The organism is Paracoccus pantotrophus, assembly GCF_008824185.1.
Taxonomy (GTDB): Bacteria; Pseudomonadota; Alphaproteobacteria; order Rhodobacterales; family Rhodobacteraceae; genus Paracoccus; species Paracoccus pantotrophus.
This window is the reverse complement of the sequence record NZ_CP044426.1, coordinates 2,079,826-2,099,888: the sequence shown is the minus strand read 5'-3', so window position 1 is coordinate 2,099,888 and position 20,063 is coordinate 2,079,826. Positions and strand designations below refer to the sequence as shown.

18 protein-coding genes and 1 pseudogene are annotated in these 20,063 nt (G+C 65.1%); 11 read left to right on the top strand and 8 right to left on the bottom strand.

The features are described 5' to 3' along the window. The first annotated feature begins 44 nt into the window (after positions 1-44). Entirely contained in the window at positions 45-545 is a 501-nt protein-coding gene (locus ESD82_RS20870) for a hypothetical protein (protein ID WP_147427473.1), read from the top strand. Here the strand turns inward: ESD82_RS20870 and ESD82_RS20865 are convergent. The 3 genes from ESD82_RS20865 to ESD82_RS20855 form a co-directional block, all read right to left on the bottom strand. After that, positions 488-823 carry a hypothetical protein gene (locus ESD82_RS20865; RefSeq protein ID WP_147427474.1) on the bottom strand — a complete coding sequence of 112 codons (336 nt, stop codon included), beginning with the start codon at positions 821-823 and terminating at the stop codon, positions 488-490. The two genes, ESD82_RS20870 and ESD82_RS20865, sit on opposite strands and share 58 nt — an antisense overlap. 67 nt (positions 824-890) lie before the next feature. Beyond that, positions 891-1,403: a DUF3489 domain-containing protein gene (locus ESD82_RS20860; protein WP_147427475.1), complete on the bottom strand. Its 513-nt coding sequence runs from the start codon at positions 1,401-1,403 to the stop codon at positions 891-893. 94 nt (positions 1,404-1,497) lie between these two features. Continuing rightward, the gene (locus ESD82_RS20855) at positions 1,498-1,722 is read right to left on the bottom strand and encodes a hypothetical protein (RefSeq protein WP_036702829.1); all 225 of its coding nucleotides are present in this window, start codon (positions 1,720-1,722) and stop codon (positions 1,498-1,500) included. 129 nt (positions 1,723-1,851) lie between these two features. Here ESD82_RS20855 and ESD82_RS20850 point away from each other — a divergent pair, with 129 nt between their 5' ends. Genes ESD82_RS20850 through ESD82_RS20815 form a run of 8 tightly spaced genes read left to right on the top strand, consistent with a single transcriptional unit; the run spans position 1,852 to position 8,722 of the window. Then, positions 1,852-2,322 carry a phage terminase small subunit P27 family gene (locus ESD82_RS20850; RefSeq protein ID WP_147427476.1) on the top strand — a complete coding sequence of 157 codons (471 nt, stop codon included), beginning with the start codon at positions 1,852-1,854 and terminating at the stop codon, positions 2,320-2,322. Between the two features lie 34 nt (positions 2,323-2,356). Then, entirely contained in the window at positions 2,357-4,078 is a 1,722-nt protein-coding gene (locus ESD82_RS20845; RefSeq protein WP_167521800.1) for a terminase large subunit, read from the top strand. 14 nt (positions 4,079-4,092) lie between these two features. Beyond that, positions 4,093-5,412, top strand: a complete 1,320-nt coding sequence (locus tag ESD82_RS20840) for a phage portal protein (RefSeq protein WP_062562669.1) — start codon at positions 4,093-4,095, stop codon at positions 5,410-5,412. Further along, positions 5,409-6,257, top strand: coding sequence for a head maturation protease, ClpP-related (locus tag ESD82_RS20835; RefSeq protein ID WP_147427478.1), 849 nt, complete (start codon positions 5,409-5,411; stop codon positions 6,255-6,257). Before ESD82_RS20840 ends, ESD82_RS20835 begins: the two co-directional genes overlap by 4 nt. Positions 6,258-6,268: 11 nt before the next feature. Next, positions 6,269-7,510 (top strand): phage major capsid protein, encoded by a 1,242-nt coding sequence (locus tag ESD82_RS20830; RefSeq protein ID WP_147427479.1) that lies wholly within the window; start codon positions 6,269-6,271, stop codon positions 7,508-7,510. Positions 7,511-7,566: 56 nt separating this feature from the next. After that, positions 7,567-7,872 (top strand): hypothetical protein, encoded by a 306-nt coding sequence (locus ESD82_RS20825; RefSeq protein WP_147427480.1) that lies wholly within the window; start codon positions 7,567-7,569, stop codon positions 7,870-7,872. Then, a complete protein-coding gene (locus tag ESD82_RS20820) occupies positions 7,872-8,399 on the top strand; it encodes a head-tail connector protein (protein WP_147427481.1) in 528 nt (175 codons plus the stop codon). The genes ESD82_RS20825 and ESD82_RS20820 overlap by 1 nt, the downstream gene beginning before the upstream one ends. Before the next feature lie 2 nt (positions 8,400-8,401). Then, the gene (locus tag ESD82_RS20815) at positions 8,402-8,722 is read left to right on the top strand and encodes a phage head closure protein (RefSeq protein ID WP_062562674.1); all 321 of its coding nucleotides are present in this window, start codon (positions 8,402-8,404) and stop codon (positions 8,720-8,722) included. Between the two features lie 60 nt (positions 8,723-8,782). Here ESD82_RS20815 and ESD82_RS20810 read toward each other — a convergent pair. From ESD82_RS20810 to ESD82_RS20790, 5 genes and pseudogenes are all read right to left on the bottom strand, one after another. After that, a pseudogene (locus ESD82_RS20810) lies at positions 8,783-8,944 on the bottom strand (helix-turn-helix domain-containing protein); the annotation flags it as partial. Positions 8,945-9,058: 114 nt separating this feature from the next. Next, positions 9,059-12,199, bottom strand: coding sequence for a BPTD_3080 family restriction endonuclease (locus ESD82_RS20805; RefSeq protein ID WP_147427482.1), 3,141 nt, complete (start codon positions 12,197-12,199; stop codon positions 9,059-9,061). Then, positions 12,199-15,162, bottom strand: coding sequence for a site-specific DNA-methyltransferase (locus tag ESD82_RS20800; RefSeq protein ID WP_147427483.1), 2,964 nt, complete (start codon positions 15,160-15,162; stop codon positions 12,199-12,201). The genes ESD82_RS20805 and ESD82_RS20800 overlap by 1 nt, the downstream gene beginning before the upstream one ends. After that, positions 15,159-16,031: a WYL domain-containing protein gene (locus ESD82_RS20795; protein WP_147427484.1), complete on the bottom strand. Its 873-nt coding sequence runs from the start codon at positions 16,029-16,031 to the stop codon at positions 15,159-15,161. Before ESD82_RS20795 ends, ESD82_RS20800 begins: the two co-directional genes overlap by 4 nt. Before the next feature lie 120 nt (positions 16,032-16,151). Continuing rightward, the gene (locus ESD82_RS20790) at positions 16,152-17,306 is read right to left on the bottom strand and encodes a tyrosine-type recombinase/integrase (protein WP_147427485.1); all 1,155 of its coding nucleotides are present in this window, start codon (positions 17,304-17,306) and stop codon (positions 16,152-16,154) included. A gap of 219 nt (positions 17,307-17,525) precedes the next feature. Between ESD82_RS20790 and ESD82_RS20785 the strand changes: the two genes are divergently transcribed. Then, on the top strand, positions 17,526-18,965 hold the full coding sequence (locus ESD82_RS20785; RefSeq protein WP_147427486.1) for a DUF6880 family protein: 1,440 nt from the start codon (positions 17,526-17,528) through the stop codon (positions 18,963-18,965). A gap of 706 nt (positions 18,966-19,671) precedes the next feature. Then, the gene (locus tag ESD82_RS20775; protein ID WP_024846217.1) at positions 19,672-19,989 is read left to right on the top strand and encodes a type II toxin-antitoxin system RelE/ParE family toxin; all 318 of its coding nucleotides are present in this window, start codon (positions 19,672-19,674) and stop codon (positions 19,987-19,989) included. Positions 19,990-20,063: the final 74 nt, after the last annotated feature.

Sequence of the window (20,063 nt, the reverse complement as noted above, 5' to 3'; positions counted from 1 at the left end):
GCAGCTCAAATGAATGGAGCGAACTGGACCGAAGGATTGAGCTGGTGACACGCGAGGAGCCTGACCTGACCTCCAAGACGGATCAGCAGCTACGGAACCTAATCGAAAACCATCGCAAGGCCGGGAAGCTCGATGCTCCTCTGGCAAAGGCAGCTGTTGCCGAGCAGACGCGCAGGAACAAGGCCTTCGATTTCCAGGCAGGCATCGAGTTTTTGGTGGAGGCAGCCCGGAAGCGTCAGTCCGTCAATTATCGGCAACTTGCAGAGGCAGGCGGCATCTTGAGGCCGGGGGATCCTTGGCGTCAGCACATGACGCAGAAAATTCCCCTGAGCCAAATCGTCGACTATGCCCATACGCATGGCATGCCGGCGATCACTGCCCTGATCGAGACGCAGGGCGGGATAACTGATAGCATTCTGTCGGGTTTTCAGAAGGGGCTCGACGAGACAGGTATTCGTCTTCCCGTCGGCATGACGATCCGGGATTTTTACCTTTCGGAGCGTGAGCGCGCGTTCAAGTGGGCTTCCTCTGGCTCCGCTTCGTGATCCAGCCTGTCGGGGATGCCGTGCCCCTGAAGCACATCGATAATCGCCTCGGCCACATGATTTCGAACGGCCCGGGATTCCTGTGCCTCAGCTACACCGAAAGAGACTAAGGCGGCCCAGATAAAATCCGCCGCGTCGAATGCCAGGGCATGAGTGACCGGCATGTCGTGAAACTCGCCAATCCCGTTTGAACGCTCTTGCGACAGACGATCAACCGCCAACCCATGCCGCCGGAGCTTGTCAATCAGGTAGGTTGGCATTGTCATGATGTCGTCCATACCGGTGAAACGCTTAGGGGCATCTTCTCGAATATTCCCAAATGCGCAATGTTGACACCCCCCGAGCCTATCGCATGACGTAGACCCGCCCACGCCGTTCGACCTTCTCGGACGTCACCTCGAGGCCGAGCTTCTTCTTCAGGACACCAGAGATGACGCCACGGATTGTGTGCGGCTGCCATCCGGTGGCCGCGACGATCTCGTCGACGGTCGCGCCGCCCTCGGCGCGGAGCATACCGATCAGGGTTTCCTGCTTGGTGGCTGTCCGACGCGGAACCGCGGCGCTCGGCGCATCCGCGGGTTGAGTCTCATCCGGCTCGCTCGTGATGCCCAGCGTGGTGTAGGCCAGCGGCGTGGCGCGCAGGGTGATCGGACCATGGTTCTCGTCGTGCCGCCAGACGGTATCGAGGTTGGTGGCTTCGACCTCCTGGATCAGCCCATGCTTCAGGAGGCTCTTGCAGACATTGCCGACCGCACCGCCCTTCAGACTGGCGGTGACGGGGAAGATGGCTCCGTCCTCGCGTGCACAGGCGGTGGACAGAATGACGGCTTGGGCGTCGGACAGCTGGATCTGGGGCATGGGGTTGTCTCCGGTTCTGGCCCCGCGACCTGCGGCGCCTTCTACGACCCCGAGCCGCGCGTCTGCGCGGCAGGAGTTCGGGTGGTTCCGGAGATCAGCGGGCGTGCTCGCCCTCGCCGAAAGCGCTGTCGGTGATGCGCTTCAGCAGGCTGGCGTAGTGCTCGAGCGTGCCGACGTGGCCCCAGGTCACCTCGTCGGGGTGGGCGTTGAAGTGCTCGTCGCTGAGGGCGGTGAGCCGGACCAGCATCGCGTCGATCTCGGCTTTCTTGCCGATGAAGGCGCTCAGGGCCTCGGAATTGTCGGTGGTGCGGCGGGTCATCTCGGGCCTCCCTGGCTCTGATGCAGCGTCCTTGTGTCATCAGAGTCGCTCCGCCGCGCTGCGAAGTGTAGGCAAATCGCAGCAAGATCATTGCTTTGTGGGGAGGGCACATCAGGAAGGACGTCGATCATGGCTGGCCGCAAACCGCTCCCGACGCAGTTGAAGCTGGTGAAAGGCACGGCGCGGCCGCACCGGCTGAACGCGGCCGAGCCGACGCCGGTGGTGGCGGTGCCCGAGCCGCCCGAACACCTCGACGCTGAAGCTGCGGCGAAGTTCACCGACATGGCAACCCTTCTGGCCCGACACGGGGTGATGACCGAGCTCGATGCGGGGGCGCTCGCCCGCTACGCGGTGATCTGGCGGCGCTGGCTCGAGGCGGAGGCCGAGGTGAAGCGCCGCGGCCCGGTGGTCAAGACGGTGGGCGGCAACATCATCCAGAACCCGTTTCTGTCGGTGGCAAACAAATGCCTGGCGCAGTTGGGCCAGATCGAGAGCGAGTTCGGGCTGACGCCCTCGAGCCGGACCCGCATCCGCATGGCGGCGCCGGCCGAGACCCGCGATCCGTTCGAGGATTTTCTGAACCGTGGCAGCACAGCGTAAATCCGGCCCCGGGCGGAAGACACCGAGCTGTCCGGTGACCGCCTGGGCTCGCAAGGTGGTGGAGGGCAAGGTCGTGGCCGGCCATCTCACCCGGCTGGCCTGCCAGCGCCATCTGGACGATCTGAAGGCCGGCAAGGACCGCGGCCTCGTCTGGGACCGGGACGCTGCGCTGCACGCGATCGAGTTCTTCAGCCATCTGCGGCACTCGACGGGCGAATGGGCGGGGCAGCCCTTCGATCTGCAGCCCTGGCAGCAGTTCGTGGTGGGCTCGGTCTTCGGCTGGAAGCGGGCCGCCGGCTTGCGGCGGTTCCGAACGGCCTATGTCGAGGTCGCCCGCAAGAACGGCAAATCGGCCCTGCTGGCCGGGATCGCGCTCTATGCGCTGGTGGCGGATGGCGAGGCCGGGGCGCATGTCTATGCCGCCGCGACCACGCGCGATCAGGCGCGCATCGTCTTCGGCGAGGCCGAACGGATGGTGGCGGCGAGCCCGGCGCTCTCGGCACGGGTGACGCGCACGGTCAACAACCTCGCCGTGCTGCCGACCGCCTCGTGGTTCCGGCCGCTCTCGGCCGACGCCAGCAAGATGGACGGGCTGAACGTGCACTTCGCCGCCGTCGATGAGGTGCATGAGCACCCCGGACCCGAGATCATTCAGAAGCTCAACACGGCGACGGGCGCGCGGCGCCAGCCGCTCATCGTCGAGATCACCACCGCCGGGCATGACCGCCACTCGGTCTGCCGCCAGCATCACGAGTTCTCGGTGAAGGCGCTGGAGGGCACCCTGCCGTCCGAGACGGCGGATCCGTGGTTCGCCTTCATCGCCACCATCGATGCGGGCGACGACTGGACCGACCCGAAGGTCTGGGGGAAGGCCAATCCGAGCCTCGGCGTGACGGTGAAGCTGGATGATCTCAAGCGCCAGATCGACGAGGCGCGCGAGATGCCGGCGCAGCAGAACGCCATCCGCCGACTGCGGCTCAACGAATGGACCGAACAGGTCACCCGCTGGCTCGACATGGAGGTCTGGGCGGAGGGTGGACTGTCGGCAACGGCCAGCGGCGCGGACATTGCGGGGGAACTCTCCCGTCTGGAGCAACTGCTTGCGGGACGCGAATGCTACGGCGGTCTCGACCTGGCCCGGGTGAACGACCTCTCGGCCTTCCTGCTGCTGTTTCCGCCGACGCGGGATGCGGCGCTCGGGAGCCTGGCCGAGAAGTGGATCGTGCTCAGCCGCTTCTGGGTACCGGAGGAGGACATCGGGCGCCGCGCCCGGCGCGACCGGGTGCCCTATGATGTCTGGCGCGACCAGGGGTTCCTGGTGGCCACCCCCGGCAACGCCACCGACTTCGCCTTCATCGAGGCGGAGATCGTCAGCCTCGCCGGCCGCTTCGATCTGCGTGAGTTGGCCTATGACCGCACCTTCGCGGGCGAGATCGTCCAGCATCTGCAGGACGAGGGCATCCCCCTCGTCCAGTTCGGTCAGGGGTTCCTGAGCATGGCGGCGCCCACGGCAGAGCTTGAGCGGCTCGCGGTCTCGCGGCTCCTCTGGCACGGGGGCCATCCGGTGCTGCGCTGGAACGCCTCCAATGTCGCCGTCCGCCATGACCCGGCCGGCAACATCAAGCCCGACAAGGAACGCTCATCCGAGCGCATCGACGGGATCGTGGCGCTCTGCAACGCGCTTGGCCGGGCCATGCTGCGCGACGAGTCCGCCGGTCGCTCGGTCTACCAGGCCCGCGGGCCGATGCTGCTTTGACAGGTTTTTGACGCATGTCCCTCTGGTCCCGTCTCTTCGGCGCGCGTGACAGCGCGGCGCCCGCTGGTGCCGTGCATCTGCCGCAGCCGGACTTGCACCCGCAGGCGTCCCTGGGATCGATGGGCGGCACGGTGGTGCACACCTCGGCCGAGCTGGAGCAGGTCCTCCGCGGCGGTTCGGCCACGGCGGCCGGGGTGAGCGTCTCGCCCGAGACCGCTCTCACAGTGGCCGCCGTCCACGCCTGCGTGCGCATCATCGCGGGTGCAGTTGCGACGCTGCCGCTGCAGTTGCGCCGTCGCATCGACGACCGCACACGGGAGGACGCCTCGAACGATCCGCTCTGGCACCTGCTGCGGCGCCGGCCCAACCGCTGGCAGACACCCTCGCAGTTCCGCCGCATGATGCAGACGCATCTGCTGCTGCGTGGCAATGCCTATGCGATGATCGTCCGTTCGCGCGGACAGGTCCGGGAGCTGATCCCGTTGCAGCCCGATCGGGTGGCCTGTCGTCAGAGGGACGATCTGGCGCTCGAGTATATCTACACCCGCCGCGACGGGCTGCGCGTGGAACTCGGGCAGGCCGAGATGTTCCATCTCGTCGGCATGTCGCTCGATGGCGTCACCGGCGTGTCGGTCATCACCCATGCCCGGGAGACGATCGGGCTGTCGCTGGCGATGGAGGAGCACGGCGCCTCGACCTTCCGCAATGGTGCCCGGGTCTCGGGCGTGCTGCGCCACCCCGGACGGCTCGGGCCAGAGGCGGTGGCCAACCTCAAGGCGGGCCTCGACGAGTTCCGTTCGGGCGGCGAGCAGGAAGGCCGGCACCTGATCCTCGAGGAAGGCATGGACTACGCCCGCATGGCGATGACCGCCGAGGACGCGCAATGGATCGAGAGCCGCCGCTTCACCCGCGCCGACATAGCCATGTTCTTCGGGGTGCCGCCGCACATGATCGGCGACACCGAGAAGTCGACCAGCTGGGGCACCGGCATCGAGCAGCAGTCGATCGGCTTTGTCGCCTACACGCTCGAGGATCACCTCACGACCTGGGAGGAGACCATTGCCCGCGACCTGATCGATCCCACCCGCACCGATCTCTATGCCCGCTTCAACCGGGCGGCCCTCGTCAAGGGCGACATCAAGGCCCGCTGGGAGGCCTACGTGAAGGGACTGCAATGGGGCGTCTGGAGCCCCAACGAAATCCGAACGCTGGAGGACGAGAACCCGCGTGCGGGCGGCGACGTCTATTACCCGCCGCCCAACATGACGGCACCACCGGAGACGGACCAGGAGGGCGACGGACCGCCGCCGGAGACAGAGGAGCGAGAGCCATGACGCTGCGCAGCGCACCCCCGATCGACCTGTCGCGTCCGCCAAAGGTGCAGGCCTGGGACCCCGATCCGGCGCTGCTGGAGAAGTGGACCCCCGGACTTCGCGCCGGTCCCGGCCGGGAGTCGGTGACCGGCAGCCGCACGATCAGCATCCTCGACGTCATCGGCGCCGATGGCCCGACCGGCGAGGGCGTCACCGCCCGGCGCGTCGCTGCAGCGCTGCGCGCGATCACCGCCGACAATATCACCGTCGACATCAACAGTCCCGGCGGCGACTTCTTCGAGGGCGTGGCAATCTACAACCTGCTGCGCGCCGATCCGCGCCGGGTCACCGTCCGCATCCTCGGGCTTGCCGCCTCGGCGGCCTCGGTGATCGCCATGGCCGGCGACGAGGTTCGGATCGCGCGCTCGGGCTTCCTGATGGTCCACAATGCCTGGGCGGTGTCGGTCGGCAACCGCCACGATCTCGCCGAGGCGGCGCGGCTCATGGCGCCGTTCGATACAGCCATGGCGGAGGTCTACGCCGCCAAGGCGGACGTCGATCCCGAGATCGCAGCAGAGTGGATGGACAGCGAACGCTGGTTCACGGGCGCGGAAGCCGTCGAGGCCGGGCTCGCTGACGGGTTCCTGGCCGCCGATGTGACCCGTGATGGGGGCATGCAGCCCGAAGCCCCGAGCGCCCTGCGCCGGATCGACACGCTGCTCGCCCGCCAGAACATTCCCCGGTCGGAACGCCGCGCGCTCCTGGCCGAACTCCGCGGCACGCCGGGCGCTGCCGCACACGTCATGCCGCGCGCTGACGACGACTGGGCCGCCCTCGCGCGGTCCCTCATCCAGACGCTCACCTGAGAGGCAATCCCATGAACATGATGTCCCACCCTGCGCTGACGCGCGGGATCGTCGCCCTGCGCGCCGACGCCAGCGGCGATCCGAAGCAGATCTTCGCCGAGCTGCAGAAGAGCTTCGAGGCCTTCAAGGCCGAGCACACTGATCAGCTGACAGCCCTCCGCAAAGGCCAGGAGGATGTGGTCCGGGCCGAGAAGGTCGACCGCATCAATGCGGCCGTCGGCGAACTGCAAGCCGCCATGGACGCGCAGGCCGCGCAGATTGCAGCCCTGCGGATCGGTGGCAGCGGGATGGCGGCCGGCCCGGTCGATGCCGCCTACACCGACGCCTTCCGTGCCCACTTCCGCAAGGGCGAGGTCTCGGCGGCGCTGAACAAGGGCGCTGACGCCGAAGGCGGCTATCTGGCGCCGGTCGAATGGGACCGCACCATCACCGACAAGCTGGTCGAGGTTTCGCCCATGCGCCAGATCGCCTCCGTCCAGACGATCTCCGGTGCAGGCTTCCGCAAGCTCTTCTCGGCGCAAGGCTTCGGCTCGGGCTGGGTCGGCGAGACCGCTCCACGGCCGCAGACCAGCACGCCGACCTTCGGGCATCTCGACTACACCCCGGGCGAGATCTACGCCAACCCGGGCGCCACCCAGCAGATGCTCGATGATGCCGCGATCAACCTCGAGCAGTGGATCGCCAGCGAGATCGAGGCCGAGTTCGCCTACCAGGAGGGCATCGCCTTCGTCGCGGGCGACGGCGTCAACAAGCCCTCGGGGGTCCTGACCTATGCCGAGGGTGGATCCAAGGCGACTGCCCACCCATGGGGTGCGATCCCGACCATCACCGCCGCGAGTGCTACGGCGATCACCGCCGACGAGCTGATCGACCTAGTCTACTCGCTTCCCGGTCAGGCGGCGCAGAACGCGCGTCTGGTCGCCAACCGCAACACGCTCGCAAGCATCCGCAAGCTCAAGGACGGTCAGGGCAACTACCTCTGGCAGCCCTCCTTCACCGAAGGCCAGCCGCAGAACGTGCTGGCCTATCCCGTGACCGAGATGGCGGCCATGCCGGACGTCGCACCCGGAGCCATGCCACTGGCCTTCGGCGACTTCCGCCGCGGCTACCTGATCGTCGACCGCACCGGGGTGCGGGTGCTGCGCGATCCCTTCACCAACAAGCCCTACGTCCACTTCTACACCACCAAGCGCGTGGGCGGCGGACTGCTCAATCCCGAGATGCTGCGGGTCCTGAAGATGGCCGCAGCCTGAACCAGCGGCCCGGCGGTGCACGCCGGGCGCCCACCCTTGTCCGAATGGAGGCCATCATGGCTGTGAAGAAGACTGATGCCGCATTGAAAGCCGATGCGGCTGCGATCGAGAACGGCACCCACGGTGTCGCTGATCCTGCGCCGGCGGCAGCGCTGGAGGACGCCTCGGGCGCGATCATCGAACCCGCAATCACCGACGCCGTCGACGTGAGCCACGAGAGCGTCGACGCCAATCCGCGCGAGGGCACCACCGCTGCGCAGAACGCCATTGACTGGAACGACCCCAACCGGGTGCGCCCTGATGAGGCCGACTTCACCGGACAGGGTATCGACCGCGCCGTCTATGGGAAGGCCCAAGACTGATGCGGCTGGTCCTCGTCACCCCACCGGCCGCACCGCCGATCATGCTGGCCGAGGTCAAGGCGCAGGCCCGCGTCTCGCATGATGACGAGGATCTGCTGCTCCAGCACTACATCGACGCAGCCACCGCCTGGCTCGACGGCCCGGCCGGGATCCTCGGCCGCTGCCTCGTCACCCAGACCTGGCGTGCGGAGCTGGGCACGCTGACTGGTCCGGTCCGGCTGCCGTTTCCAGACAGCACCATCGACAGTGCGGTGTTCATCGATCCTGCAGGGGGCGAGATGGAGCATGAACTCGCCCGGCAGGATCAGCGCCTGTTGCTGCGGCCGAGCTTCGGCCTCGGCCGCCCCGCGGCGATCACCTTCACCGCAGGCTATGGCGCGCCGTCAGACGTCCCCGCCGCCATCCGACAGGCCATGCTGCTGCTCGTTACCCAGTGGTACGAGCATCGGCAGGTGACGGGCACAGGCACCGCCTTGCCCTTCGCCGTCGAGGCGCTGCTGGCGCCGTATCGCAGGATCCGGCTGTGAACATGGACGCGGGGCAGCTCGATCGGCATGTCACCTTCCAGCAGGCGGTAATAATCCGCGATCCCGACGGCATGCTGATCCAGGGATGGGAGGACCGCTTCACCCTCTGGGCACATGTCCGCTATCTGCGCGGCTCTGAAGCCGTCATGCAGGCGAGACTCGTATCGAAGGCACCGGTCATCATCACCGTGCGGCGGTCCGCGCAGAGCGAGGGGATCACCTCGGAATGGCGCGCCGTCATCGGCGGCGTGGCGTTCGATCTCAAGGAAGACCCAAGGCCGAGCGAGGATGGCGGGTTTTTCGAAATGCTGGCGGAGGCGTGATCAGACTACGCTAGTCGGCGAGCCGGAACGTCGTCCCGTCGGACGGACCGGCGACTTCGCAAGCTTGCTTGGCCGATCCGGCGTGGCAAAGGACGGCTCGATCGCTCCTGAGTTCAGATACTTCCTGATCGTATTGCGCGACAGTCCGGTGCGCCGCGCGATCTCGCGGACCGACAGCTTCTGCCGCAAATGCATGCGTCGAATGATGTTCAAAAGCCCCATGTGGATCACTCCCGTTACCCCCGCCGCTCATCGCTTTGGGGAAAGGTTCACATGGCTCAATTCTCAGTGGAAATTACGTGCCTATCCGGCTCAGTTCTGGGTGGAAATCAACATTCATGTGAGTTCAAAAGGTCCCTCATCCCACTGGGAACCAGTGAACGCGTTGATCTGGATGCCTAGTCGCCCCGGATCCTCTACCAGCAGGTACCTCCATTCACCGTGCTCACCGAGGCGATTGACGGCTTCGACCCACCGCTCAGCCGCCTTCGCCTTGGCATCGGCATCGTCAGTGACCTGACCCTTGATCTCGACAATGACGTTCTCGTCCCGATCCGTGACAACGAGGAAATCGGGGATGTAGCGCGACAGCAGGCCACGATGCCGGTAGGGGATCGTGAACCCCAGCCGGTCGTTCTTGACCCATCTCTTCACGCCCGGATGGCTGTCGAGAAGGAAGGCGGCACTTTGCTCCCACTTCTTCGTGTCAGCCACCATCGCGTTCAGATGACACCTCGTGACCGGGTAGATCGGTTTCGTCGTGTGAAAGTCGACGTAGAGCGTGCTTCCCCTACCGGCTGCACCTTGGGGAATGATGGCAACCTCGCCGCCGCCTGTTGCTGATCCCTTCTTGATGGCTTCGAGCAGGGAGCCGATGGCAGCCTGCATGTATTCGCCGACCAGCAGCACGTCGCACGGCCGGCTATCACCCTTTCGATCAAGCTTTTCTGCAAGGAAGCGCTTCGCCGCGAATGCGACCTTCGGGAAGAGCTGCTGGACTGGAACTGCTTCGGCGCCGTTGTCCGAGAGCCAGCGGTCGCAGATCTCACGTGCCAACCTGAATGCAACCTGCTGATCGCGAAACCGGGCGCGCCAGTCCTTCAACGAGAGGATAGGGCGTTCACCCGGCCCGAATGCCGCCAATGTTCCGTCAGGTGTTGTCAGAGGGGTCAGCTCAACCACCTGTGGGATCTTCATCGGGTCGATCGTCACCTTGGCGACCTTGCTCCAGTCGATATGCACATCGAACTGGCCCGACTGGTGGTAGCCGGTCACGATGGGAAAGGTGATCTCGAACTCGGCCTTCTCCGGGACGGAGTATATGTGGTTCGGATCTGGCTGCGGCGGTTGCGGACCGACCGGCTTCACCTTGAACGGAATGAGCTCAAAGGGGACACCGAAGACCTTGGCCGTCTCCTCGGCGAACATCTGTGTTTCCTCGTCGAGCGCATAGCTCTTGCGCCGCAATGCCCGCCCGACGACCTGCTCGCACAGGAGCTGTGAGCCAAACGGACGGAGCCCGACGATGTGCGTGACCGTGTTGGCGTCCCAGCCCTCCGCCAGCATCGCGACCGAGACGATGCAACGGACATCTCGCCCCGGCGGGATGCGCTCATCGATCCACTTCAGCGACCCGTCGTTGTCATCGCTGGCCACCTTGTCGTTGTGCTTGCGCACCAGCTCGGACCAGTCCTCGGGGATCTTGCCGCCCGGCCATTCCGGTTTGCCGACCGTGTCGAGGATGAATCGAAGCCGCTTGGTCTCGTCCTTTGACCCGCCTTCCTCGATGTCCTCCATGACCTTCGAGTCGATCCTGACAGTGACCTCCTGCCCGGGCGCATTGCGGAACCAGGCCGGAGAAACCCCGTAGCTGTCGTTCCCATTCGCCAGCCAGTCGTGGACTTCCTTGGCAACGGCGGTGTCTCGGCACACGACGATGAACACCGGCGGCACCGGATGCTTGTGCTGCTGCTTGGAATGATGCTCCCACTCGAGGAAGCGTTCGTGCCACTCCTGCGCCAGCAGGTTGATGGGCGCGGACGCATAGTTCATCACGATCTCGGGCGTGATGTTTGTGCCGAGACCATCCTCCTTGGCCTTCGCCTGAACCCAGCGCCAGATGTTGAAGTAGGCGGCCTCCTCGGCGCCCGACACGTCGCGGGCCGGAAGCTGCGGAATCTTCACAAGCCCGGACTCGATCGCATCAAGCAGACCGAAATCCGATACGACCCACGGGAACGGTTTGCCGACCTCGTTTCCCGAGCCCTGGATGTAGAAGGGTGTCGCCGACAGGTCGACGCAGAGGTTGATCCCACGCCGCCGGCTGCCGCCCGCGAGCTTGTTGATCCGGTCCAGACCTTCGATCCAGATCGTAGCCTCTCGGGCGTTCTTCTTGGCGAGGTCCTTGTCCTCGTCGAGGCTTTCCTCGCTCGCGGCGTCGCCCCGGCGATAGGCATGGTGCGCCTCGTCGTTGAAGATCAGCCAGTGGGGGCTCCGACCCTTGCCGCTGCCAAGCTCCCGCCGGATGCGCTTGAACCACGCCTGGTCGGACTCGAAGTACTTCGTCTCGACGCTCTCGTTGGCCTTGCCCGCGTTCTTCACCACCTCGACCGGCTCACCGGTCTTCACCACCTTGGCGCTGTCGCCGTTGACCGAATTGGTCTCTTTCTTCGCCAGCCGGTGCCAGTTCGCGATCATGACCTCGCCACGCCGCAGCTCTTCCATCCGGTGCGGCGGGACCAGCTGCCTTGTCCGGTAAAGGCTGAGGTCGCCGAGCGCCGGATCCAGTTCCTGCAGCCGCTCGCGGATCGTCACGTTGGGGCAGACGATCAGGATGGTGTCCGAGAACCGGTCATCCCGTGGGGAGGCGACACGGTTCAGGATCGACCAGGCGGCCAGCATGCCCATGACGGTTGTCTTGCCGCTGCCGGTCGCCATCTTGCACGCATATCGAAGGAAGGCGCGCACTCCGGTTGCCTTGGCCTCCAGTCCCGGCTCGTCCTTGGGGATCTCGGGAAGCCCCTTGCGATAGACGTCCTTCGCCTCCACGAGGAAGATGATTGTCTCGGCCGCTTCGATCTGGGCGAAGAACAGGCGCTGCATGCGCTGGTCGCTGCGCCACAGGTCCAGAAGCTCACGCGTCACCGGGGACGCGCCATCATAGGCGACGCCGCCGCTGTGCACACCCGCCCGCCAGTCCTTCACCCGGCTGCGGATGGCATTGACGATCTCGAGCTCGACTTCCTCGCCCGCCTGGCTTTCGAAAAGCTCGGCCTGGTCGCGGTTCGCGCGCCCCCGCCCGGCATGTTCCGGCACGCGGTAGAAGTAGCTCGCGCGGCGTCGACCATCCGCCTTGTAGGGCGGCTTGGCCTTCTCGATCTTCCAGTGACACTCCGGTTCCTCGAAGGGCGAATTGATGATCGGGGACTCGACCTCGGCGACGGTGAGCGGGGCGTCCTGCGGTGCGGCCTCGGGCATCAGACGGCATCCTCTTCGCTGCGGGTCGCCATCAGCTCGTTGCCTCGCTCGTCGATCACCTTGACCGCGATCCGCTTCTTGTCACCGAGCGCGAACGGCTCGCTGACCGTGCCGGCGAGGTGCGACCAGACGCTGTCCTCGAACTGGCCCTTCAGCGATTTCTGCAGATTGTCCCACGCGCTGGTCTTGGGGAAGAACACCTGGCTCGCGTAGAACGCCATGCCGTTGTGATTGGTGTCGAGCATCCAGCAGGGCAGGTTCTCGGCGTCGATGTGGTCCGTGTCCATCAGGTGCGGCAGGAAGATGTCGAGCCCGCGCAGCACCACGCGATAGAGCGGCGTGCCGTCGTCTCGCTTGCCGGCCTTCTCCAGCCGCACATCCGGCAGGCCGGTGATGGAGAAGATCTCGCTGCCCTTTGTCGTCTTGAGCAGGTCCGACATCACAACATCCGGCGTCATCGAGATGTAGGCGGTCGGGATCTTCATCTTCTCGAGGATCTCGCGCGCCTTGGCCTGGATCGCGAAGCCGAACAGGAACAGCTGGCCAAAGCCCTGCTGCATGGCCTCCATCGCCGCATTGAACACGTAGTCCGAGCCAATGGCGCCGTCCTCGGGGCCGAAGGCGATCGCGATGGTCTTCTCGCTGCCGTTCTTTGCTACGGCCTCTGCATGCAGATGCTCGCGGTCAGCGAGCGGGCGGACGTTGTCGAGTTGCAGGGTCACGTTGCCGGGCAGGCTGAGCGACTTGCTCTGCCGCAGCACCTCGATCATCCGGTCGAGATAGGCACGCGGGCTAGAGGACTGCGGCTGCATTGATGCGCCCTCGGCATCCTCCTCCATGCTCATCGACGCCTGGATCGTCGCTTCGACGGTGAAGGGACCGCAGACGCGAGTTATGCCGCGACTAATCTCGGGTCTATCCGAAATGATGCGAGAGCCTGCATCTTCCTTCTTCGCGATGGATTGGAGCGTGATCTTCGGAACCAGACCACCCACTTCGACGCCTTGCTTGTTGCGCTTTCGCTGATAGACGAAGCCGCCCGCAGGTCCCTTCTTGGGCTCCTTCAACTGATACCAAGGGAAGTTGCTCGTCAGCAGCCGCTGTCGAGCCAGTGCGATCGGCACGCGGGATGTGTCGCAAGTTATCCAGCGTCTTCCCCACTGCTCGGCTACAGCGGCGGTAGTGCCGGATCCGCACGTGATGTCGAGGACAAGGTCGCCAGGCTCGGTCACCATCAACATACAGCGCTCGATGACCTTTTTTGACGTTCGGACGACATAGATTTTGGGGTCGCCGAACCCAGAAATCACTGTATCCGTCCAGAAGTTATTGATGATCGAATAAGGAAAGTCGTCCAGATATCTCACGTAGCGTAGGGTATCGCCCACGACGAATAGTCGGCCTTCTTTCCGAAGGTTCTCCATACCTTCCGAATTTGTTTTCCAGCCGCCTTTCGATGGAAAGAAGGTTTTCCCCTCGAATTCGACAGGAAACTGCGTTGTTGGGCCGCCAGATTGCGAGGTAATGTTATCGTGTGCAAAGAAGCGGCTGCCCTCAGGGGGATCAACCAGTTCTTCTTCGGTCGCCTTCCGTTTTACACCGTCAATGTCGATGAAATCGTACTGCGTAGCACCTGGCCCGCCGCGGACCTTCTCACGGTACGCTTCAGCGTACTGCATCACCTTTCGGTCCTTCGCGTACCACAGCAGATAATCGTTCACGACGGGTGGTAGCTCGGTTCCCCCGCTGGGGCTGCCCGCTCCGGTTGTCTTCTGGAAGGCGATCATCGGACATGCGTTCTCGCTCCCGAATACCTCCTCCAAAATCTCGCGCACGTGGTGCACGTTCTCTTCCGAGATCTGAACGAAGATCGAACCTGACGGTGCCAGCATCTCCTTGGCGAGAACAATGCGGTCGCGCAGGTAGGTCAGATAGGAGTGAAGGCCAAGTTCCCATGTGTCCCGGTAGGCTTTCACCATTTCCGGCTCACGGATCATTTCGTCGTCGGAGCCGTGCTTGACACTCGTCTTGCGTACGAAGGGCTGGAAGTTCGACCCGAACTTCACGCCATAGGGTGGGTCGAAATAGATCATCTGCACCTGACCGCCCATCCCCTCGTATTCGAGGAGCGAGTTCATGACCTGCAACGAGTCGCCAAGGATCAGGCGGTTGGTCCAGGGGCCCTTGTGCTCGTAGGCGTCCAGCCGGTCGGCGATGTCGAGGTCCAGATCGCCGAACAGGTCCAGCGTCTGCCCCCGCGCCTTGTGCGACTTCAGCGTCTCGAGGATCGCCTGCGTCGAATGCCGCTCGTGTACGAACAAGGGCAGTGTCGGCACGGTGATCTGCTGCCGCTCGGCCTTGCCCGCCCAGTTCAGGAAGGGCTTGGTCAGGCTGCGCAGCCGCGCCGCGCATTGCGAGAGCGAGGTGAACCGCTCGTGCGTGCCCTGCCAGACCTGCGGCTCGGCAAAGACCGTGGCCTCGCCCTTCTCCGCGGCCTCGGCCACCAGGTTGAGCAGCCATTCCGCAAAGGGCCGCTCGCCATTCTCGTCCCAGGCCAGCTCCGGCGCGAGGCTGGAATCGTAACGGTAGGTCTTCGGCGGCTTGCGATGCGAGAACTGCGCCTCGACCCCCACGTCCGGCCGCAGCACGGCCTCGTCCGCATGCGCATAGGCGGCCGACCCGTTACCGGCCGGCATGGCAGCAGGCTTCGGCTTTGCCGACGTGGAGGCCACTGGCGCTGGCGCATTCCCATCCGCGCGGGAGACCGAGCCACCCTGACCGCGTCCCTTTGCCAATAGCCCTTCGGCGACGAGCGCCTCCTTGGCCGCGTGATACTCGGCGTCGTCCAGATCCGGCAGATGGGTGCGAAGCTCGCCGATCAGCTTCCGATTGCCAATGGTCGAACCGTCGGCCGGAACCAGGTCGAGGATGAGATCGCGGAGGGTCTGGACAGTTTCACTCATTGCATAATTCCTTGTGCCGTCTGGCTAATCTGATCCCGGTTGAGCAGCACGATCTGCTGATCCTGTGGTCGCCGCGCGTCCGGATCGGTGTCGAGCCCGAGCCGCCTGAGCGCGTAGTAGAGGAGCGCGCGCCTCACCTTGATCTTCGCCTTGCCGCCCCGCATGCCGTAGTCGAGCGCGATGACCTTCGCCTGCGTCTCCGAGAGGTCAGGGTGGGGACCGACCTCCAGGGTGACCTCGGAATGCCAGTCGCGATCTTCGTCGGCCGACGTTTCGCTTTCCCTTGATCCGCGGATGCCGAGGATCCGTGAGAGCAGGAAGTCCTTGAAGCACTCGTCGGTCAGACAGAACGCCCGCGTGTGCCAGCGGAACCCGTCGAACGCGATGGCGTGCGGCGCGATCCACCGCCAGCGTGGCTCCGGGCTGGACAGGGACTGATATTTCACCTCGGTCGCCTCGGAGCGGCGGATGGCGCCGACAACAGCCCGCAGCGTCACAGGATCGACACCACGCACTGGCGTGGGGGCGGATGCGTAGGGTGGCAGGTCAGGGATCCAGCAGTCCTCGCGCTCCAGCACGTCGTCGGCAACGAGGCGGAGCTGTGAGAGGTAGTGCGCGGCGTCTGGCGGGCGGAACTTGCAGTCGAAGTCGGACCCGCGGACATAGGTGCGCGCGCTCTTGTCGTAGACCATGTTGTCCGGCGCCAGCGCGATGTATCGGTTCAGGTCGGAGGATGCCTGATTAACGGAGACGCCGAACTGCTGCATCACGTCGATGCGATTGACGTGCCCCTCCCAGAACAGGCGGAACTCGATGAACTCGAGGCGCTGCTCGATTCCCCAGCGTAGTTCGGCCTTGTCCCTGTCCACTCTGCACTCCCGCCCGGCCCTGCGCGCACGCGAACTGTGCGCGCCCAATTTCTGGGCTTTCTTGGAGGGTAGCCGCGGGGAACTGCGCGATCAATCGAAAAGGGACGTGGCGGAGCGCAATTATCCCAAGGATTGCCGGAGGTTCTGCGCCACCGCGTCCGCCGCCATCCGCACAGGCTCGGCCGCGAGATGGGCGTAGCGGGCCGTGGTCTGGACCTGCGTGTGGCCGAGCAGCTTGCCGATCATGGGCAGACCCTGACCCGAGGCGACGGCGGTCGACGCGAAGGTGTGGCGCAGGTCGTGGATGCGGACGTCCTTTACGCCAGCGCGGGCCCGGACGCGCTGCCAGAAGGGCTGCAGATCGCTCAGGCGCTTGCCGGGCAGGGTGCCGGTGATGACCCACGGGTTCCCGTCGATGCGATGGGCGTCGCGGAGCAGATCGACAGCAGGCTGGCCGAGATGGACGACCTTGGCGCCGGACTTGGAATCCGGCAGGCGCAGAACGCGTTCGGCCAGATCGACGTATGCCCATTTCAGCGTCATGATCTCGTTCAGCCGACAGCCAGTCAGTATGAGCAGGCGGGCGGCGAGGATGGCCGAGGGCAGTTCGATCCCCTCCGCCTCCATCTCGCGCAGCACCTCGCCGATGCGGCGCAGTTCAGCCGCGCTGAGGAACCGCTGGCGCTTCTCCTCGGGGTACTTTCGGATGTGTTTTCTCGGGTTGGTGCCGTCCGGACGCAGGCCCCACATCTCGGCGAGGCTGAACATCTTCGAGACCACTTCGAGGCAGCGGTTCGCCTGATAGGGGATGTGGCGGAGGTCGTGGTGGAACTTCGCCACGTCAGCCCGGGTGATGCCCGTGACAGTGAGTTGCCCGAGCGCGGGCAGGATGAAGCGTTCGAGGTTCCGGCGATATTCCTTGGCTGTGCTGGCCTTCACGCGGATCGCGATGTGTTCCCTGTCGAACCGCTCCGCCAGCTCCTTCACCGTGATCGCCTTGCGCCCTGCGTCCCGCTCGGCGGCGGGGTCCGCGCCATTGCGCGCGGCGGCGACAATGGAGATGGCGCGGTTGCGGGCCTGCTCGCAGGTCAGGACCGTGCTGGGCCCGAGGCTGATCCGCCGGGATCGGCGTCCGGCGCGATACTGGACCACGTAGCCCTTGCGCCCGCTCGGCAGCACCCGCAGCCCGAAGCCAGGGATCTCACTGTCCCAGACGAAGTATTCGGTGGAGCGGGCTTCTGCGGCGTCGACGAGGCGTTTGGTGATCCTGGGCATGGCACTCTTCGGTGGTTCTTTCGCCGTTCCACAGTGCTGAAGCCGGGGCGACAGTCAACGAACACATTGAAATCGCGAATAAAAAGGAAATGCCTCGCGTTTCCGCGCAAGGCGTTTCGGCGCGATGGTGCGGGAAATCGACGAGCCGCGCGAATCAGAACGCAGGTTTCGGTGCCCGCAGGCTGCTGTTAGGCTCGGGGAAAAGAAACTGGCGATCCGATGGCTTCCAAGACCACCCTTAATGCGAAGAACCTCGAAGCGCTGGGCGCCGAGCGCCTGGCGCAATTGCTGATCGAGGTCAGCACCGGCAACGCGGCGGCCAAGCGCAAGCTGCGGCTCGCGTTGGCGGGGGCCCAGAGCCCGAGGGAGGCCGCGCGGGAGATCACCAAGCGACTGACCAGCATCGCCCGCGCCCGCAGCTTCATCACCTGGAAGAACCGCAAGGCGCTGGTCACGGATCTCGAAACCCAGCGGCGCGCCATCGTCGAGCAGATCGCGCCGGCCGATCCGGACGAGGCGCTGGCGCTCATGTGGCGGTTCATGGCGCTCGCCACACCCGTCTTCGAGCGCTGCGATGATTCCAGCGGCACCGTCATCGGCATCTTCCACCAGGCCTGCGCCGATCTGGGTCAGCTCGCCGAGAAGGTCCGGCCGGATCCGCACGCGCTCGCCGGCACTGTTCTCGATGCGCTGCAGGACAACGGCTATGGCCAGTATGACGGGCTGATCGGCATCATGGCGCCGGCGCTCGGCGCCGAGGGGCTGGCGACCCTGAAATCGATGGCGGAGGACCTCGGTCGCTCGCCCGTGCCAGTGCCGTCAAAGGATCAATGGAAGGCGGTGGGCTGGGGCCCGGGCGGCACCACCTACGAGCACGAGATGCGGGCGCGCGAGCGCACGAGCGCGGTCGCCATGGCGCTCAAGGACATCGCCGACGCGCAGGGCGACGTCGACGGCTTCATCGCTCAGTACGATCCAAAGACTCGCAAGGTGCCGCAGATCGCGGCGGAGATCGCGCAGCGCCTGCTCGCGGCCGGCAGGGCCGGCGAGGCGCTGGGGTTCCTCGAGCGCGCGGAGCTCGGCGACGGGTTGCGGGTTCCGCTGGCCTGGCAGGACATTCGCCTGCAGACGCTGGAGGCGCTGGGTCGCGGCGAGGAGGCGCAAGCGTTCCGGTGGGACTGCTTCGAGCGCACGCTCTCCGACAGCTACCTGCGGGCCTATCTCAAGCGGCTTCCCGATTTCGACGACATCGAGGCCGAGGAGCGGGCGATGGCGCACGCCATGGCCTATCCGAGCCTTCTCCACGCCCTGCAGTTTTTCCTCGACTGGCCGGCTCTGGATCGCGCCGCCGACCTCCTGGTGGCCAGGCACGACGAGATCGACGGGGATCACTACGAGTATCTCGCCCCCGCGGCGGAGGCCCTGTCAGAGCGTCATCCGCTGGCTGCGACGCTGGTGCTCCGCGCAATGATCGACTTCACGCTCACCCGAACGCGGGCGAAGCGGTATCGCTATGCCGCCGAGCATCTGGTTAGCTGCGCCCGGCTCGCGCGGGACATCCCGGACTTCGGGGCGTTCGAGACGCACGACGCGTATGTCGCCCGGCTGAAGGAGGACCACGGCAGAAAGTTCGGCTTCTGGTCGCTGACCGCCGCCTGATGGTCGTGCTACCGGAAAATCAGGTCACGGCCCCTTGGAAGCATTGTGGAAGCACGAGGCTGAAAAACGCTGCGCAATCCCGACAGGTCGTGCGCAGCGGTGCCTTGCCTGCGGGATCGGTAAGTGTCGGAAACTGCGCAAGAACTCGCGGTTCTGAGTGATTGTTCATGGTTCGTTCGACACGACTCATAACCTGAAGGTCGTAGGTTCAAATCCTACCCCCACAACCAAATCTCACAACAAAACCAAAGACTTAAATGTTGAGTGTTTCGCTTGTGTATAAGCAAACGCAAACACCTCAACAACAACTCAACGTTACACCAGGCCCCCCACAAGGGGGCTTTTTGCGTTCCGGGCGGGGCGTCGTCCGTCTGCTTGCGCCAGGTTGCGGGACGTGCCCGCAAGCCATATATGACTGAGTCATACCCTTGGAGGCGCGGATGACCGTCAAGACCACCCTAAGCTTCACCGACCGCCATCATCAGTTCCTGTCGGAAAAGGTCGGACAGGGCGTGTTCGCAACGCAGAGTGCCGCCGTCGCGGCTGCGTTGGAACAGATGATGCAGGATGAGGAGGAGCGAAATGTTGCCCTCCAGGCCCTCGCGCAGGAAATCCGTGCCCGCATGGAAACGCCGCGCGAAGCCTTCATCGACGAGGACGGCGCCTTCGTCGCCGCCCGCGCCTCGATCGAGGCTGCGCGCGGAGCGTGACCTACCGAATCCGTTTCCACCCTCTCGTCGCGCGTGACCTCGACGCAATCGTGCGATGGATCCTCGGCTATGCCGGGCCGGATATCGCAGCGCGGAAGCTGGCCGAGATCGAGGAAGCCATCGCGACCCTGAGGGACACGCCGCACAAGGGAAGCATCCGCGATGAGATCGCCCCCGGACTTCGGGCCATCCCGGCCGGGCGGAAAGCTGTCATCGCGTTCGTGGTGGACGACGAAGCCGCTGAGGTGCTGATATTCGCCGTTACCTACGGTGGCGCAAACTGGGTCTCGAGAAGCAAGGCGCGCGGTCGCTGACCACACACCCAGCCCGTCGCCACCGGTCGACCTTGTAATGACCAGATTTCGACTTGCGTGGGTGGCACTATAGT

Bases quoted from the DNA above. Each gene is read 5' to 3' on its own strand.
- ESD82_RS20865 (WP_147427474.1), bottom strand. From the start codon at position 823: ATGGACGACATCATGACAATGCCAACCTACCTGATTGACAAGCTCCGG.
- ESD82_RS20860 (WP_147427475.1), bottom strand. From the start codon at position 1,403: ATGCCCCAGATCCAGCTGTCCGACGCCCAAGCCGTCATTCTGTCCACC.
- ESD82_RS20855 (WP_036702829.1), bottom strand. From the start codon at position 1,722: ATGACCCGCCGCACCACCGACAATTCCGAGGCCCTGAGCGCCTTCATC.
- ESD82_RS20850 (WP_147427476.1), top strand. From the start codon at position 1,852: ATGGCTGGCCGCAAACCGCTCCCGACGCAGTTGAAGCTGGTGAAAGGC.
- ESD82_RS20840 (WP_062562669.1), top strand. From the start codon at position 4,093: ATGTCCCTCTGGTCCCGTCTCTTCGGCGCGCGTGACAGCGCGGCGCCC.
- ESD82_RS20835 (WP_147427478.1), top strand. From the start codon at position 5,409: ATGACGCTGCGCAGCGCACCCCCGATCGACCTGTCGCGTCCGCCAAAG.
- ESD82_RS20830 (WP_147427479.1), top strand. From the start codon at position 6,269: ATGAACATGATGTCCCACCCTGCGCTGACGCGCGGGATCGTCGCCCTG.
- ESD82_RS20825 (WP_147427480.1), top strand. From the start codon at position 7,567: ATGGCTGTGAAGAAGACTGATGCCGCATTGAAAGCCGATGCGGCTGCG.
- ESD82_RS20820 (WP_147427481.1), top strand. From the start codon at position 7,872: ATGCGGCTGGTCCTCGTCACCCCACCGGCCGCACCGCCGATCATGCTG.
- ESD82_RS20815 (WP_062562674.1), top strand. From the start codon at position 8,402: ATGGACGCGGGGCAGCTCGATCGGCATGTCACCTTCCAGCAGGCGGTA.
- ESD82_RS20805 (WP_147427482.1), bottom strand. From the start codon at position 12,199: ATGCCCGAGGCCGCACCGCAGGACGCCCCGCTCACCGTCGCCGAGGTC.
- ESD82_RS20800 (WP_147427483.1), bottom strand. From the start codon at position 15,162: ATGAGTGAAACTGTCCAGACCCTCCGCGATCTCATCCTCGACCTGGTT.
- ESD82_RS20790 (WP_147427485.1), bottom strand. From the start codon at position 17,306: ATGCCCAGGATCACCAAACGCCTCGTCGACGCCGCAGAAGCCCGCTCC.
- ESD82_RS20785 (WP_147427486.1), top strand. From the start codon at position 17,526: ATGGCTTCCAAGACCACCCTTAATGCGAAGAACCTCGAAGCGCTGGGC.